This is a genomic window from Cohnella algarum (genome assembly GCF_016937515.1).
GTDB classification, from domain to species: Bacteria; Bacillota; Bacilli; order Paenibacillales; family Paenibacillaceae; genus Cohnella; species Cohnella algarum.
This window is the reverse complement of record NZ_JAFHKM010000002.1, coordinates 3,000,706-3,016,363: the sequence shown is the minus strand read 5'-3', so window position 1 is coordinate 3,016,363 and position 15,658 is coordinate 3,000,706. Positions and strand designations below refer to the sequence as shown.

The following is a 15,658-nucleotide window of genomic DNA, read 5'->3' as shown; positions in this document are numbered from 1 at the left end:
TGCTATTTCGAAATACTCCAAGATACTTATTATACCCAAAAGTGAGCCTAGGGCTAAACGTTGGCGTGAGCATGAAATGACTTTTTCATCAGATGATTTTGCACAGAAAGTAGAAGAATTCAAAAAGGCACAAACAGGTATATTAGTTGCCCCTGCTAGATTTGAAGGAATGGATTTCCCTGGAGACACATGTAGATTTCTCGTTATTGATGGTCTCCCTTCTGGTACTGGTAATATGGAAAAGTTCTTATGGAACAATTTGGGGGAAAACAAATTTCTTCAAGGAACAGTTGCTTCTAGGTTAATTCAAGCAATGGGTAGGATTTCAAGAGGAAATGATGATTTTGGTGTCGTTTTTCTACTTGGAGATGACATTGGCGATTGGATCACAAGAGGAAGCAATCGCAAAGTGATACCTCCATATACACGTGCTCAATTAGAACTGGGCGAGCAACTCACAAAGAGTGTCTCCGACTTCCAGAGTTTGCACAATTTAGTTATGTCCGTTTTAGCCGTACCACGTGATCCCGGATGGACTTCTGTACACAGAGCAAGAATACAACCTCATTCTGTTGCAAACGAAAAGGCATCAGAAGATTCTGTGAGTGAACTTGAAGAACACAGTATACAAGTTGCATTTGCTGAACGAAAATTTATAGAACATTTATGGGATCGTGAATATCAACAAGCAGCACGCGCCTTGGAACAACATTTAGATTCTATTTTTAATCAAGACAAAGCACTTGCGGCTTGGCATGCACACTGGATAGGTTATGCTTACTTATTAGGTGGCAATACCTCCGCAGCCGAGAGATATTTTAATAGGTCTTCTAATGCTTATCGAGTCCTGGGTCGAATTAATCCTGAATCAGTCACTACTTACGCCCCTCCCGTAATATTTGGCGATTCGCAAGGAGAAAGAATCGCGAGTGTTCTCAGTGCGCGCGGCGACTTCAATTATGGATCTTTTAGTGAAATGCAGGATCGTCTCTCTCCTCTTTTCACTGAAAAAAATACGACTAATCAATACGAAGAAGCTTTATCATGGTTGGGGAGATATTTGGGCTTTGCATCAAACAGACCTGATTCAGAAACAGGGGGACGTGGCCCTGATATATTTTGGACTTCCCCAGAGGTTGATATATTAATTGAAAGTAAAGAGGAGAAGAAAGATACTTCTTTTTACTCAAAAAGGGATGTTGGTCAAGCTCTAAATCATAGTGAATGGTATAAAGAAGAATTCCCGAACTCTGGCCGAAATATTAAATTAATGATTGTCGGTCCCATAATACCGGCTCATCCAACAGCGAGTCCTGGAGAACAAATGCATATTTGGACACCGTCAGAAATTTCTTCATTAGCCCATCGTATTTCATCTTTAGTGTTTGATGCTTATACAACAAGTGACAGTGCCACTTACACAGCTACATTAAATAAACTGTTAGATGAAGCGGGAATGACATATGTGAAATTATATGAATCTCTTCCTACTCGTCCTATTCAGAGGGGGCAATAAAAAGACCGAGCAATAACATAAATTGCTACAAACAGGCAATCCTCAGGGAATGCCTGTTTGTTTCAACAACAATGGAAAATTTAATTTGCTCTTTGTCGTGTTGTCTACTATTGAAATTTATTCGTGTTCAATTATAATTCCTCTTCGCCCAGAATATATTCTTGATTGTTCAAACAATCGAGTTGAATCTCTCAACCTAATGTTTTGTGTCTTTTCACCCTCCCATTAGCACTAATTGAAGGAGTGTTTCAAAACTTATCGAAGGCAGCCTCACAGTTCAACGTCCAAAATTTCAGGCCTTCCAAACAACACTTGCTTATCCGAATCAAACAAGTCCCGAAACACCACCTGCCCGCGACTTGAGGAAGCATCTACAACTTTGCCATCACCCGCATAAATCCCAACGTGAGTAATATCCATAAATCTACCATTATTCTCGTAGCTCCAAAACACAAGGTCACCTGGAACCAAGTCGGCCGCGTTTACTGTCAGACCATTTTCCACGCAAAATCTGGCCTGCTCAGCTGCGGTTCGCGGCAAGCTAATACCTAGCTGACGATAAACCCACTGACGAGATAGCTGCAATCGTATAGTTGTCCTGACCGGCCTTCGGTTGGCTATACGGATCGCCTAGACGAGTCAGCGCAATTTGACGGCTTCACTGCCCAGTTCCCCTTCGGGCAATTGCTGTTGAACCAAATCAAGCTGCTCTGGCGTCAAACCAATATTAGCATCTTTACCAAGTATCGCAAACATAAGCGGGCGAAACTCTTCGGACAGCATTTCCTTCATTAATTCTATCTGTTCATTTGTAAAGCGGTATATATCTGCCTGTTGCTCCGCAGCATGGCTAATGACCGTAATATGCAAAATGCGCTCATATCGGGTAATCGTCTCTTCGCTGGTGCTCCCGTCCTCCTGTTCGACCGAAACCGTTTCATTATGTTCTATCGTCTCAACACGAGATTCCAGCGAATTCATATCCCAAAACACCGATCGGATGATACCGATTCTTGTTGCATCAAGCGTGGCCACATCCATTCCCTTTTCCACATCCGTGACGGTCTTCACGGCAAAGACGGAGATAATGTCCATCCAGTTATCGATTCGCGTATTGTCCGCGCTGCCGGGATAATGATATTCCACCCGGTCTACATTGCCAGCGGATTGCTGTAACTCTACCAGTCGGGCGGCAAATTCAGCGTCCAGCTCTTGAACGATTTGGGAAAGCGGCTTGACATCGGCATCCGTATTTTCACCGGACACAAAGATACCGAACGGAGAGGAAATGACAGCGGCTATCACCATAACAATGCATAGAACTACAATTACCGAACCGCTGAATCCCAAAAGCGTCGTCAATCCCTTGACAAGCAAGGCGGCGGCTCTTTCAACCATTTTAACGATAAGACGATTCAATCTCGCGGCAGCTCGCGCGGTCTGGATGGATCGACGAGCAGACACCACCATCTGCGCAGCCCGCTGAGCTTCCTTGACGGCATTCATTCTCCCTTCAGTTTGAGCATCTGAAGGATTGTTAGCGTGCTCTAGCCGATGCCCATATTTTGTAAATGGCGATAACGTCTTGAAATTTCGTACCTTCCGTTTGATCGTATAATCTGATTGTTTCGATATAGCAGAGGGGACTCGGGTTAACGGTTTCACGCGTCCATTTGCTGAACGAGATACCGCGGTGGAGAATGTTTCCTTCTTCCCGACTGGTTTTGGATGTCCGATATTCCGTTTTTGCATCCGTTCAGAAAAGCTGCCTGTTCGAGAACGATGCAGAAGCCGGGTATTGACCCGGCTCCGTATAAATCGTTGTTTTCCTGAATGCGAACCAGAAGACAAGACGTATTTTCCATCAACCGGCTTACGAAGACGTATGCTACGGGCAGGTCGCGGTGTACGCGAAATCGATGACTCCGTATGAATATCAATCGGGCTCTGACTTGTGACAGAATTACCATCTGGCAACGGCCGCCTTTTTAGAATGTGCCGAATCAATCTCTTGTTGATATGCAGACTCATCCCCATTTGGGCACGTATCGTTTTTTTCGTAGCCGCTGCGGAATGGCGCTGCGCATATTCAACTTGAGACTGGGAAGTCGTCTTGTCATGATCAACTTGCCGCTTGGCACGAGCGCTTGAACGATTTACACGATGCAATACGTTCGGGAATCTGTCCAAACGTTTGATGTCTTTCACAACACTCCTCGTTTTAATTTCCTTCATCGTCCCATTCCACTCCCGTCGCTGGCAGCCATTCAGCGAATTTGTTCGGTCAGCCGATTGATCGTTCTCTCGTGACTTCGGCAATATTCGGGATAACGAAGATGAATCGCTTCAAAAAAGTAGGGGGCATAGCTGCAATCGAATAATTCGTGGGGAGTGGAGTAACGTTCGCCTCCTGCTTTGGTCCAGCCGTTCCACAAATTAAAGGCGAGCCGACACACTCGGATGGTACTGCCGGTTTGCCAAGGGGCCGAAAGGCCTTCGGACTTAATGCCGCCATTAGAAAAATCATATAAATCGCAGATATGACTTCTGGTTTCTCGGGAAATGCCCAATGTATAGAACAGTGCCCGGTGGTAGCTATCGCTGCATTTCCTTTCATCCAGCATCTGAACATAAAACCTCTCGTGTTCCTCATCTCGAAATCGAATCGTATGCATCGTCACATACCCCTTTCATGGAGAATGCAGCGGCTGGTTGCAACCAGCCGCTGTCTGAACATGGTCCTCTATATAACCGTTCATTTTGGCAGGAAAATCGGACCCTCCGACGAATCGATTACATGTTTTTGAGCAAGTATTCCATTTGTTTCAAGCCTCGTTGGATTGATTTACGAACCGCCCGCTCATCGACATGCTCGGCTCTGGCAATATCAACTTTGCTCATACCCAGGAAATAATGGGCGTAAATCCGTCTGGCAGATTTCTCCGGCAACAGGCACATAGCTTCATAAAGTTGCTGCCGTGAAAGTTTGCGCTCGTAATGCTCCTCCGGTGAAATCGAAAGAAATAAAACATGCTGCTCAATCCCATCGTTGCGATCTAGCGAGTAATAGGCCCGATGGCGATACGTTCGCAGCCTGTAGGCGCTTTCTTCCAAGTCTAAGCGACGGATTTCATGGGCAACTTCTTCGTCTACATCCACCCATACATCCGTCTTAAAAAAAGGATACATATCCCGCAAATTCATCTTTTTCATTCGAATCCCTCCATTTGGTTTGATGGCAAACCAAAACAGAGGGGGGAGAGCGACAGCCAACGCTCCCCGGCAAGCAGGAAACACAACAAAAAAGACCTCGCCGCAGAGCGCGACAACGCTCGATTGCGACCAGGCCAGATTGTAAGATTGGATTACATTCTTGCCGATAAATTCTCCGTTTGCAGTTATGGGCAATAGGGATACATCAACTTCACCCTCTTTCTCACCTGGCAACACCGTGTGAGAAATTAGGCGGGCTATGATGTTTGGCGCTGCCCTATGCTTGGTTCAGCTCCTTGGCAACCGGGATTTAGCCGACGACTGCATCGACAAAATAAAAAAGCGCCGTAATCCTTTCCGCTGGGTAGCAGGGAAAGAAACGACGCTTGATAAAGAGTGACCACAGAGTTTTCTTGTTGCTACTGCTGCACTGTCTGTCCACGTTATCATCATAGCACGAAACATGTGCATATCGTGTGCATACTTCGTGCAAAAAAAGGGCAAATCCGGTGCAGCATTTGGTGCATGTTCGATACAATTCCGGCGCTCCAATCCTCAAATTTGCATAACTAAGGCAAATCTATGCGCTATGCATCTTCTGAATTCATTCAATCTGCTTGAGACGACTCCAAATCCAACAATACTGCCCGATCTTTGATTTTTATATAGATTTTGTGTAAAATCCGCTTCCGATGATAGAAAAATGCGCGACGGGACAGTGCCAGGCGGCTCATGGCGTCTGAAAGCGCCAGATTATCCATATATCGCAACCGGACAAACTTGCTTTCTTCCGGGGTGAGAGCCGAGAAAGCGTAGTCGATCAAACCGATTCTGGATAGTAACAATGGGATTTCATGTTCGGTGATTTGTAAGCGTTGTATGACCGTTCGCAATACCGTTTCCTGTCTTCTGCCTCTGCTACGAGCCGCAACCATATGCAGCGTTCGCGTCAATTCTGGGATGTATGTGAGTTCGGATTGTACATACTTCAATCTCGCTTTCCAGTCCTTATAGGACTTCAGCCATGATTCAACTTTCTCGTAGGGAATGGGGACTGGGTCTGCGACATCACAAACCCCTCCTTGCTGTGCATGCTTTCTTAACGTTTTCCGCCAGTTTGGACAGTCAATCGACTTCGTTGTACATTGTTCACTCTCCATTTCCATTGTCATCTACCCTTCTTTTCTAAATTCGCAGAAGTTGACAAGGTACTATTTTCACAATCTTCGCTCCTCTTTTTACGACTCTCACCTCCGGTATAATCCTCCTAAGAATATCCATCTGTACCTATCATTTTACCTATAAAGCGATTAAATATGGAGGGTGATTTTTTTCATCACACTATCATCTCAATAAGTGTCGAATAAACGCAAAATTCCTCGAATCGAGTGTGAATTGCTAGCACGTGATCCGATCTTGCCGATCGTACAAGCCTCTTCGTTTTGCTTTTTCCGCCGCTTCATGGATGGAGCAAGCGTTGAATTTTCGAATGATGTTACGAACGTGCGACTTCATGGTGTTCGCTGTGACGCCTAGCAAATCTCTAATCACCGGCTGTCTATAGCCCCAACCGATCAACTGCAAGATCTCTTTTTCAGTGGGCGTCAGCATTCGATGCAATTCATTTCGCTTAACAAGCCCAATTTCATTACGGATAATGGATGCAACATCTGCATGAAGAGAAGATTGCCCCCGATAGGCTTCCCTGACGGCATTTGCGACATCCGCATAGTTGATCTTGGTAATATAATTGATCGCCCCGGCTAGCACAGCTTCCACAATGATTTCAGGCTCGTAGAGGGAGGTCAAGATAATGATTGGCATCGCTTTCCTTTTCAGAACTTCGGAAATTGTATGGAGCCCATCCTGTTGCGATGAATGTAATACCAGATCAAGAATCATCACGTCTAAATCCAATTGCACACTCGCTCGAATGGCCGATTCCTTGTTTGTTGCAATATGAAATATATTCATATCTGGCTCTGCATTGATCAGCCCCGACATCCGTTGTTGCCAAATGGGATCGCTGTCCACCAGCAATACTTGTATCTTGCCTTCTTTCCAACGCACGACTTCATCAACTTCTACGGCATAACTTGCACGCTCCTCCATCTTTTCATCACCTCGTTGATTGTTCTGAAAACACAAAAAAGACACGTACCCTCGGAAGGCCGTGCCCTTTCCTGACAGCATTAGAGAGGGTAACCTGGCGATCATTGCACGCATGCAGAAGACCCGTGGCTTTGCGTTCCTGTATTTCGAATGTAAGCGATTGGGCTCCTTCCGCAATTTGGGAAATGATTGTCATTTGTGCAGACACCTCCTCCACTGCCGCCGATTGCTCCTCCGTAATGGCAGCGATGTGACTGACGGGCTCGTTGACTTTAACGATTTGGGAGATCAGAATCCACTTTTCTCAGCATCTCTTTGGTATACGGATCCCTGTATGCTTATCCATCAGTCCGGCAAAACCTTCCGAGGCGGCTTCCAACAGTTTCCTGTCTTGTTCATCCTCTTCTCGGAAACAGAAGGAATAAGTCTAGCCTCGTTCCGTCGAAGCTTTTGAACCTTCTTTGCCTACATGGTTAGCTAACGGGAAATCGCCCATTCCAATTTGACTTCGGTAATGCCATAGGTTGCCAAGGTACGAGCGAGCAACATCTTCATCCGCTCGGTTTGATCCATGCTCACTTCCTTTGTCGAACGGAGCGTTACAACGCCTGATTCATTGTGAAAGGAAACCCGCTCAAGCGAAGTGTCTATTGGAAACGGATTGTCAAATCCTTCAGGCCGGGTGCGTAACAATTGTTGAATCGCTGTTATTCTTGGCGCTTTCACGGAGGTCTTGTTGATCACTGTTGTCTCCACCGGAACGGCATTACCGTTTTGGAACAAATAGATCGTGTAGGTTTCGGTAATCTCTCGGTTCTCTTCCCGCGCCTCTTCCGATCGCAGCGATCCTTCCTCAATCTGTCTAACCAAGTCCCACACCTCAGTTGTTTCTTTAAATCCTTCAATGCGGTACAACTCGCTGCCGTTAAGATTCAAAAATAACGTGGTCGGATTCACCTTGACGCAATAGCGATTGGTTGTTTCATGGTCAACATCCACATAGACGACCTCATATGCAAACTCTTTTTTGCAAGTAAGTAATTCTCCGATGACCGTATTCATAGATCGGCCCATCGGGCAAGCGGACAGTGTAAACAAAATCAATTTTTTAATCGATTGACTCATGGCATGAACTCTCCTGTCTTATTTGATATTGGAAACAGCTTCTTCCATAATGTCGTAATTAATCGCGCCCTGAAACTTTTCCCGAATCACTCCACCCGAGTCCAGCAAATACGTCGTGGGATAGGCGACAACCTGATAGGTTTGCATGATGGCTCCTTCCTTGTCCAGAACGATGGGAAATGTGAGTTGCTGCTCTTTCACGAAAACTTGCACGGAATCCGGATTTTCCTCGGTAAGTGTCAGGTTGACACCCAATATCACAACATTCTTCGATTGGTAATCCTCATAAAATTTTTGCATATGGGGTATTTCCACCCGACACGGCGGACACCATGTCGCCCAAAAATTGACCAGCACTTTCTTGCCCTTAAAATCAGACAGGTGAACCGTGTTCCCCTGCAAATCCGTAAGCGCAAAGTCCGGCGCAAGCTGCCCCTTCAGAATACCCGTCTCCAGATTTGCTTCCCCCGATTCCGCAATTTGTCCGGTTTCTGAAGAAGACTTGTGAAAATAATCGTATCCGCCATAAACGACGAGCCCTATCAAAACCAGAACAGCGATCATGCTTTTTTTCATCCGCTTCATCTCCACTCGTTAAAAGTTGATCTCCCAAAACGTATATTGGGATAGCCAGGCGCTGATCTTCTGCAATTGCCCGGTAAACAACAGAAACCCCAGCCCGATGAGCAGCCAGCCATTCAGTTTGGACAGGAGAGGTATCCATCTGTTCATTTTTTTCATGATCTTCATCGAATACGTCAGCAACCATGAAATCAGTAAAAACGGAACACCCAACCCGAGCGAATACACGGCCAACAACCCAATCCCGTTCCACAGCGTTTCGGCAGACCCGGCCAGAAGCAAAATGGACGACAACGCCAACCCTACACAGGGGCTCCAGCCGGCGCCAAAAGCCACACCGGTAAGCAGCGAACGGATTGCGCCGCGGCTCCTGTTCGTATTGATTTCCCATGTTTTACCGGACATCAGCAGCCGGAGATTAAATAATCCGACCATTTGCAGACCAAACACAATAATCAACAAACCGCTGATTTTTTGGATCAAATCGCGCTCCTGGGCAAAGAAGCGGCCAATAAAGCTTGCCGAAGCCCCCATCGCGATGAAAACGAGACTAAAGCCCACAATAAAACTAAGAGACTGAACAATCAGTTTCCCCCGATACACGACCAGTTTGCCGTCTTGAAAGGACGAGCCCGTCAAATGGGAAACGTAAGCGGGGATGAGCGGGAAGACGCAAGGGGATAAGAAGGATAGCATCCCCGCGGCAAAGGCTGCGAAAACCGAAAGATTATCCATGAGAACCTCCTTTTTTCACCTTCTCGTCCAACCAAGCCCATCCGGTCAAACCCGTGGCAACGAGCAGAAAAATCAACTGCTGTTTACTGAAGGACAAAAGCCACATCGAACGATCGGGGACCAGAAACCATAACATCGCATGTCCAATCGAGAACCAAATGGCGTATGCAAGTCCTGTTGGCGAATCGGATCCTCTTGAAGAAAACAAGAAAGACATGTAAAGAACCGCTGTTAATCCGGCGCTTGCCGCGTGAAACCAGGCCGGCTCCTCCCCGATCATGAATAACAACACTTGGCAAGCCCACCAACCCGCGAATGCATACGTGATGAAAATGTCGAACCCCATTTTTAATGGAATGTGTCTCTTCAAAGCCTTCTGCCAAATATAAACCGCGGCAACCAGGCTTGCCATCCATTTCCCGCGTTCCCCGCCATCGAAATAGATGAAAGAAACAGGCTGTTGGATGACTTCAACCGGATGAAAGAGCAGGTAGCTCGCTTTCCAGACGATCAGCCACAGCCAGAATGCGTTTGATACGCAGGACAAGATCAACCCCCGCTCCGGCATGTTTCGGAGCCGATATTGTAACATCAACCAACCCGCCGCCCAAAAACTGAAATACAAAATCAGTTGTCCGTTCAACACAATAGAACCGATTTGAATGTTGCGCACCCCCCACCTCCTTGCAAATGAGGATAACGCTTTTTTTTAAAGAAATGATTAAGCAGTTGGAAAAATATACATCCAGGTTTGCGGCATCTTCTGTGATAGGGTTTTTATTAGACCGCGATCCGAAATTTTCCGCCGCGGGAAATATCCAAATCCACAAGGAGGAAATGCAGTTGATGAGGAAAAAACTGGCTGTGGCGCTGTTGGTGCCGACTCTTATTGCCGGAACGATTTTATCGGGACAAGTCTCCGCTTCGGCGGCAAAGGATGATGCCGTCATTGTGAAAAGTGTCAAGTTTCGGGACAAGCCTTCCCTTAGCAGCGAGCGCATTCGTTTTTTGCAGGTAGGCGAACATGTGAATGTTTTGGAACGTGTGAACCCCTATTGGTACAAAGTCAAGGATGGACAGGGGCAAACCGGTTATGTCACAACGCAGAGCCGGTACATATCTATGGTGGGCGCCTCAACCGGCGAAGAAACCACACAAACCGCTGCCGGCGCAGCCAACAACGTGATTAAAGCCGGTATGAAATATTGGGGAACGCCTTACGAATTTGGTTCTAACCGCTCCAATACCCGAACGTTCGACTGCTCGGACTTTGTCCGACAAGCGTTTAAAGACGGAACTGGCATCATCCTTCCCGGCAATTCCAGAACACAGGCTGCTTATGTGAAAAAAATCGGTAAAACAACAACGAAGTGGCGTGACTTGAAACCGGGGGACATCATGTTCTTTATGTCGTATAAAGGAAGCAAAAGTTCGAATTATTCCGGAATCAACAAATCCGCACAACGAATTACGCATAACGGCATTTACTTGGGGAATGGCAAGATATTGCACACGTATTCCGTCAAATCCGGCGGGGTAAGAATCGATAGCATTGAAGGCAAGCACTGGGAATATCGTTTTGTGTTCGGCGGCAGTGTACTCAAGTAACACGGAGTGTAAGGGACAGCCATGTCCCTTCACTTGTTTATGTTTTAATCCTTGGCCCTGTAATGGGGGGGCGGAAGCACGGAGCATTTCCTTCCTTACGATGGAAGGATCGAGATCAATGGCGGTACATAACGTTTCAAACCAGGCGGTCTTCAAGAAAGTGAGCGCTTCTTGTCGTGTTTGGAAATTCCGCCCTCCTTTCCGAGCCTTTATTTTCAAATCGAAATAAGTTTGGATCAAAATTTCGCAAACCAAGACCCGGTACCCAAACGACATCCTCATCTCTCCCTTTCCGGATGCTTTTTGTTTGATCGTACCGGTCTTGTGTTAAGTTCTGATAAAGATGGTTTGAATACAGGCTGCAAGTCTGCATTTTATTCATAAGCTTGGATCACTTACTTCAACAAGGGGGCTTAAATTTGGAACTCGCACGGAGAATTAAATTTCCCGTTCCATTGAAATTCATGACGCGCTCCCATGTCCCCAGAATGAAGCTAGACTAAATAGTAGACACAGATGACATTGGTGATTGACTAAAAACCGGAGGTCTGTGTCAGAAATGAAAAACCAGTGGATGATGAAGCCTACAAGAGAAATACAGTCCAGTATATTAAAGAAAGCGGCAAGGCGATAGCGGAGGTAGCCCGCGAGCTAAAAACCAAGGAAAACACTTTATATGGCTGGATGAAAAAGTTCGGTAGTGAGCCAGAAGTCTTTGCGAATCAAGTTTTTAAATCAGAAAATCATAAGCTACGGGAACTTCAGAAACAAATTCGTGATTTACAAGAAGAGAACGATATCTTAAAAAGGCCATGCACTTCTTCGCGAAAGACCATCGGTAAAATATGAATTCATCTACACGAACCGCTTCGAGAACTGATTGGAGAAGATGTGCAAAGCATTGGAAGTTTCTCGTAACGGCTACTATCGGTGGAACGGGCGTCCGGAGAGCGACCGTGAACGCCAGCACAAAGAATGGACCGAACAAGTCAAGGAAGTCTTCGATGATTCACGGCAGCTATACACTTTCCCGTTGGTATTTCATGCAGCGGGTATGGCAAAATACCCCGTACCTGCCCCCAAATCCAGAATAATGTCGTTATCTTGGATTTCCAATAACCCCAATAACTTTTCTGGAGGCAGAACTTTACGCCGCTCCGGGTTGTCCAGTTTCTCCATATGTTCAGGATTAAATCGGCGCTCCATCATGATTCTTAACCACCTTTACCGTTTTTATTTCCAAAGGGAGAGTAACCCAAAAATGATGCAGATTACCATCCGAATGCAGTCCGACTTGTCCGCCGAACCGTTCCACAATTTCTTTCACAATCGCAAGACCCAGCCCCGTACCGTACTTGTCTTTCTCCCGGTGTCTTGACGGATCCACGCGATAGAACCGCTCAAAAACCAAATCGCGAGCTTCATCCGGTATTGGTTCTCCCATGTTGGAAACCGTGATGCGGTATTGTTTTTGTTCCCTTTTTCCCGTAATCTTTATCTCATTCCCTGAATGATACATGAAAGCATTCTTGAGCAAATTGTTCATGACCTGTTTGATTCCGTCTTCATCGCCGAGAACGACTCCCTCTTGTATGGAGACGTCCAATAAAACACCTGCTTTGTCGCTTTCCAACTGAAAAGCCTGAATCGTTTGTTGCAGGAGTTCATGTATTTTGATTTCTGTCTGATACAGACTGTTATTCCCTCGAGCTTCCCAGACCGTCAAATGATGAAGCTGTTCTACAAGACGGGTGAGGTGCTGAGATTCTTCAAGCAGAGATTGATACAATTCCCGATTGCCTTCCATGACACCATTTGATAATGCCTCCAAATAGCCGTTCAAGTTGCTCAGAGGCGTGCGCAGTTCATGCGATATATTGCTTAGAAGACGTTTTCGGTTTTCTTCCGTACGCTTCAATGTTTTTGCCAATTCGTTAAAGTGCTTCGTAAGCTGACCGATTTCATCATGAGATTTCGGTTCGATGGGCTCCGGGTAATGTCCCTCGATCATGAGTCTCGTCGATTCCGTGAGCCGTTTTAAAGGAGAAAGTATTTTTTTGATAAAAACATAATGAATAATGGCGGCAACCAAAATGGCCGAAACACTTGCTCTCCATAAATACAACTCCATTGTTTCATTGAAGAACCTGCTTTTTTCCTCACCGACCAGCTCATATTGGCCCACCACCATGCAAGCAAAATCCTTTACGGATACCCCAGCGAGCCAGATCACAACAGCGATGACCAGGCCGTTGACCAACATGAGCTTCATCGTCAAACGCTTTCGCCAAAACATCCAATGTTTAATAGGCATCAAATCGATATCCCATCCCTCTTATCGTTTCAATAAAACGGGGGGCTCCTTCCACTGATTCGATTTTTTCCCGGAGCTTGCTGACATGGACATCCACGGTCCGGTCGATTACAGAACGTTCTTCATTCGGATACAGCTCTTGTAAAATTTGTTCTCTTGTCAATATTTGATTCGGATGCCGCATCAGAAAATATAAAAGCTTAAATTCATGCATCGTCAGCGGAATAAGTTCTCCGTTGAACTTCACTTCTCCTCGAAGCGGTTTCAGCGTTAGTCCTTTGTAACTGATTTTACTGCAACGATTGGCCGTTCTTCGCAGGACAGTTTCGACCCTGGCAACGACCTCCTGCGGGCTGAAAGGCTTCGTAATATAATCGTCCGCACCCATTTGCAGCCCCTGAATTCGATCCGCTTCGTCCACCTTAGCCGTCAGCATGATGATCGGAATATCGCTTTTCATGTCGGAACGGATCCACTGACAAAGCTCTTCCCCGCTTTTATGCGGAAGCATGAGATCCATAATGACAAAGCAGGGATCGAGCTTTTCAAACAAATTCATTCCCTCGGCACCGTCCGCCGCCAACAGGATCTCGTATCCTTCTTTTTCCAGATATATTTTGAGCAACTGTCGGATTTTGGCGTCGTCTTCAACAATCAGGATCGTTTTGCCCTTCATTCCTCTAACATCCCCTAAACACCTGGCCGTTTGTCCGAGAATAACATCCGTTTGTTAAGATGCGTTAAAGAAAAACCAATGAGATGAACTCATCGGTTTTCATATCATGGATTCGCAGCCTGATTGATGCATCCAATCAATCGGGCTTCCACGTCGGCAGCAATGCCCATCAGAGCAGCATCCTCCAGCATATTCATGAATGCGGTCGGTTTCGGCATGCCGATTTTGGTCTTGCCGTCCGCTTCATAGACCACGATTTTGCACGGAAGAAAGTACCCCGCCAAAGCACTTTCACTTACGACTCTGTTTGCTTCCGCAGGATTGCACACCTCCAAAACCACGTACTCCCGCTCAAAATCAAATCCTTTTTCCTTCAGTTTTTCGCGAAGATTAAACCGCCACAGCACGCCAAACTGCTCTTTCTTTAAAGATGTTTCCAAGGCGGCAATGGCATCCTGAACATTGGCTTTCGTTTCGGTTGTATAATGAAACATGGCTGTTCCTCCAGTCAGTGTATTAACCCTAACGATAGTATGGTATCTTTTCCGGAAAAAACTCGTCTATTTTGTTAAAGGTCCGTCCCACGCCGTGATCCCGCCGATCAAGTGAGCCACGTTACGGTAGCCGCTCCGGCTCAGGATCCTACCGGCTTGCTTGCTGCGCATCCCGCTGCGGCAGTACAAATAGACAGGACTTTCTTTCGGAATCTCGCCTAGTCTCCTGTGAATCTGACTTAACGGAATGTTTACCGCTCCTGGAAGGTGACCCTGCTTAAACTCATGAACCTCTCTAACATCGATCAGCCTTTGCCCTTTGTATTCCTTCTTGAACAGCTCGATGTTCAGATTCCTCAATCCTTTCACCGGAGCGAATTGCTTAAACAGAAACCATGCTAAAAGAATAAATAATATGGCGTAAAAATAATAATTCATAACGGAATCACCTACCTGCTTTTGATCAATAATTCTACGGCCTCCTGAACGAGTTTGCTCGTATCCTTGCCGGATTCCTTTTCTTCAAGAATGCACTGCTCCAGATTGACCGCAACGATATAGGCAATGGCTTTGTCGACTGCGCTTCTGACAGCTGAGAGCTGGCTCACCACATCCTTGCAGTTTTTCTTTTCCTCCATCATTTTCAGTACGCCACGTACTTGCCCTTCCACGCGGCGCAGTCTTCTTTTTACATCATCATCGTAATTCATATTCATCGTTATCCCCCATTTGCTTATACGTGTATAGGTATATTATAACCTAAATCCGGGGGAACTGGTCTTAAATAAACAAGTTCACTTTCGCATCTGCAGCATCCCCCAAATAGGCTGCAACACCGGCATAATCGATCCCGTCGATCAATTCTTCTTTCCGCAATCCAAGCAAATCCATGGTCATCGTGCATGCAACCAGTATAACTCCTTGCTCCTGCGCGAGCTCAATCAACTGAGGCAGGCTGAGCGCATTATGTTTCTTCATGACATGCTTGATCATTTTGGGACCGATTCCGGCAAAATTCATTTTGGAGAGTCCCAGTTTTTTCGCTCCGCGCGGCATCAATTTACCGAACATGTTCTCAAGAAGCCCTTTCTTTACGGAAACAGGTGGATCTTTTCGAAGCGTATTCAATCCCCAAAAGGTGAAAAACATCGTAACTTCGTGATCATAAGCGGCCGCTCCGTTGGCAATGATGAAGGCGGCGATCGCTTTGTCCAAATCTCCGCTAAAAAGAACGATGGTGGTTTTTTCTTTTTGGCTCATATCTATCATCCTTTCTTTATAAC

General features: G+C 46.0%; 20 protein-coding genes. 3 read left to right on the top strand and 17 right to left on the bottom strand.

Features of this window, described 5'->3' with window-relative positions; all coding sequences use genetic code 11:
* The first annotated feature begins 76 nt into the window (after positions 1-76).
* Entirely contained in the window at positions 77-1,516 is a 1,440-nt protein-coding gene (locus JW799_RS13720) for a tetratricopeptide repeat protein (protein WP_205430281.1), read from the top strand.
* 270 nt (positions 1,517-1,786) lie between these two features.
* Here JW799_RS13720 and JW799_RS13715 read toward each other — a convergent pair whose 3' ends face one another.
* The 10 genes from JW799_RS13715 to JW799_RS13670 form a co-directional block, all read right to left on the bottom strand.
* A complete protein-coding gene (locus JW799_RS13715) occupies positions 1,787-2,101 on the bottom strand; it encodes a C40 family peptidase (RefSeq protein ID WP_205430280.1) in 315 nt (104 codons plus the stop codon).
* A 54-nt stretch (positions 2,102-2,155) separates the two neighbouring features.
* Positions 2,156-3,751: a hypothetical protein gene (locus JW799_RS13710; protein ID WP_205430279.1), complete on the bottom strand. Its 1,596-nt coding sequence runs from the start codon at positions 3,749-3,751 to the stop codon at positions 2,156-2,158.
* A 32-nt stretch (positions 3,752-3,783) separates the two neighbouring features.
* A complete protein-coding gene (locus tag JW799_RS13705) occupies positions 3,784-4,191 on the bottom strand; it encodes a DUF6075 family protein (RefSeq protein ID WP_205430278.1) in 408 nt (135 codons plus the stop codon).
* 118 nt (positions 4,192-4,309) lie between these two features.
* On the bottom strand, positions 4,310-4,729 hold the full coding sequence (locus JW799_RS13700) for an RNA polymerase sigma factor (RefSeq protein ID WP_085170049.1): 420 nt from the start codon (positions 4,727-4,729) through the stop codon (positions 4,310-4,312).
* A 608-nt stretch (positions 4,730-5,337) separates the two neighbouring features.
* Positions 5,338-5,895 carry a hypothetical protein gene (locus JW799_RS13695; protein ID WP_205430276.1) on the bottom strand — a complete coding sequence of 186 codons (558 nt, stop codon included), beginning with the start codon at positions 5,893-5,895 and terminating at the stop codon, positions 5,338-5,340.
* A 232-nt stretch (positions 5,896-6,127) separates the two neighbouring features.
* Positions 6,128-6,955 (bottom strand): response regulator, encoded by an 828-nt coding sequence (locus tag JW799_RS13690; protein WP_205430274.1) that lies wholly within the window; start codon positions 6,953-6,955, stop codon positions 6,128-6,130.
* A gap of 363 nt (positions 6,956-7,318) precedes the next feature.
* Positions 7,319-7,966 (bottom strand): thioredoxin domain-containing protein, encoded by a 648-nt coding sequence (locus JW799_RS13685; RefSeq protein WP_205430272.1) that lies wholly within the window; start codon positions 7,964-7,966, stop codon positions 7,319-7,321.
* A gap of 18 nt (positions 7,967-7,984) precedes the next feature.
* Positions 7,985-8,542 (bottom strand): peroxiredoxin family protein, encoded by a 558-nt coding sequence (locus JW799_RS13680; protein ID WP_205430270.1) that lies wholly within the window; start codon positions 8,540-8,542, stop codon positions 7,985-7,987.
* 18 nt (positions 8,543-8,560) lie between these two features.
* Positions 8,561-9,283 (bottom strand): cytochrome c biogenesis CcdA family protein, encoded by a 723-nt coding sequence (locus JW799_RS13675; RefSeq protein ID WP_205430268.1) that lies wholly within the window; start codon positions 9,281-9,283, stop codon positions 8,561-8,563.
* Positions 9,276-9,956, bottom strand: coding sequence for a hypothetical protein (locus JW799_RS13670; protein ID WP_205430266.1), 681 nt, complete (start codon positions 9,954-9,956; stop codon positions 9,276-9,278). Before JW799_RS13670 ends, JW799_RS13675 begins: the two co-directional genes overlap by 8 nt.
* A gap of 173 nt (positions 9,957-10,129) precedes the next feature.
* Between JW799_RS13670 and JW799_RS13665 the strand changes: the two genes are divergently transcribed.
* Entirely contained in the window at positions 10,130-10,891 is a 762-nt protein-coding gene (locus JW799_RS13665) for a C40 family peptidase (RefSeq protein WP_205430265.1), read from the top strand.
* Positions 10,892-11,461: 570 nt separating this feature from the next.
* On the top strand, positions 11,462-11,740 hold the full coding sequence (locus tag JW799_RS13660; protein ID WP_205430264.1) for a transposase: 279 nt from the start codon (positions 11,462-11,464) through the stop codon (positions 11,738-11,740).
* A 192-nt stretch (positions 11,741-11,932) separates the two neighbouring features.
* Here JW799_RS13660 and JW799_RS13655 read toward each other — a convergent pair whose 3' ends face one another.
* The 7 genes from JW799_RS13655 to JW799_RS13625 all read right to left on the bottom strand — a co-directional run bounded on the left by JW799_RS13655 (position 11,933) and on the right by JW799_RS13625 (position 15,635).
* Positions 11,933-12,100 (bottom strand): class I SAM-dependent methyltransferase, encoded by a 168-nt coding sequence (locus tag JW799_RS13655; RefSeq protein ID WP_205430263.1) that lies wholly within the window; start codon positions 12,098-12,100, stop codon positions 11,933-11,935.
* Positions 12,081-13,163: a sensor histidine kinase gene (locus JW799_RS13650; protein WP_205430262.1), complete on the bottom strand. Its 1,083-nt coding sequence runs from the start codon at positions 13,161-13,163 to the stop codon at positions 12,081-12,083. Before JW799_RS13650 ends, JW799_RS13655 begins: the two co-directional genes overlap by 20 nt.
* 31 nt (positions 13,164-13,194) lie before the next feature.
* Entirely contained in the window at positions 13,195-13,881 is a 687-nt protein-coding gene (locus JW799_RS13645) for a response regulator transcription factor (RefSeq protein ID WP_205430261.1), read from the bottom strand.
* Between the two features lie 104 nt (positions 13,882-13,985).
* Positions 13,986-14,375, bottom strand: a complete 390-nt coding sequence (locus tag JW799_RS13640) for a DUF302 domain-containing protein (RefSeq protein WP_205430260.1) — start codon at positions 14,373-14,375, stop codon at positions 13,986-13,988.
* Positions 14,376-14,441: 66 nt separating this feature from the next.
* A complete protein-coding gene (locus tag JW799_RS13635) occupies positions 14,442-14,813 on the bottom strand; it encodes a rhodanese-like domain-containing protein (RefSeq protein ID WP_205430258.1) in 372 nt (123 codons plus the stop codon).
* A gap of 11 nt (positions 14,814-14,824) precedes the next feature.
* On the bottom strand, positions 14,825-15,091 hold the full coding sequence (locus tag JW799_RS13630) for a metal-sensitive transcriptional regulator (protein WP_205430257.1): 267 nt from the start codon (positions 15,089-15,091) through the stop codon (positions 14,825-14,827).
* 64 nt (positions 15,092-15,155) lie between these two features.
* Positions 15,156-15,635, bottom strand: coding sequence for a DsrE/DsrF/DrsH-like family protein (locus tag JW799_RS13625; RefSeq protein ID WP_205430256.1), 480 nt, complete (start codon positions 15,633-15,635; stop codon positions 15,156-15,158).
* Positions 15,636-15,658: the final 23 nt, after the last annotated feature.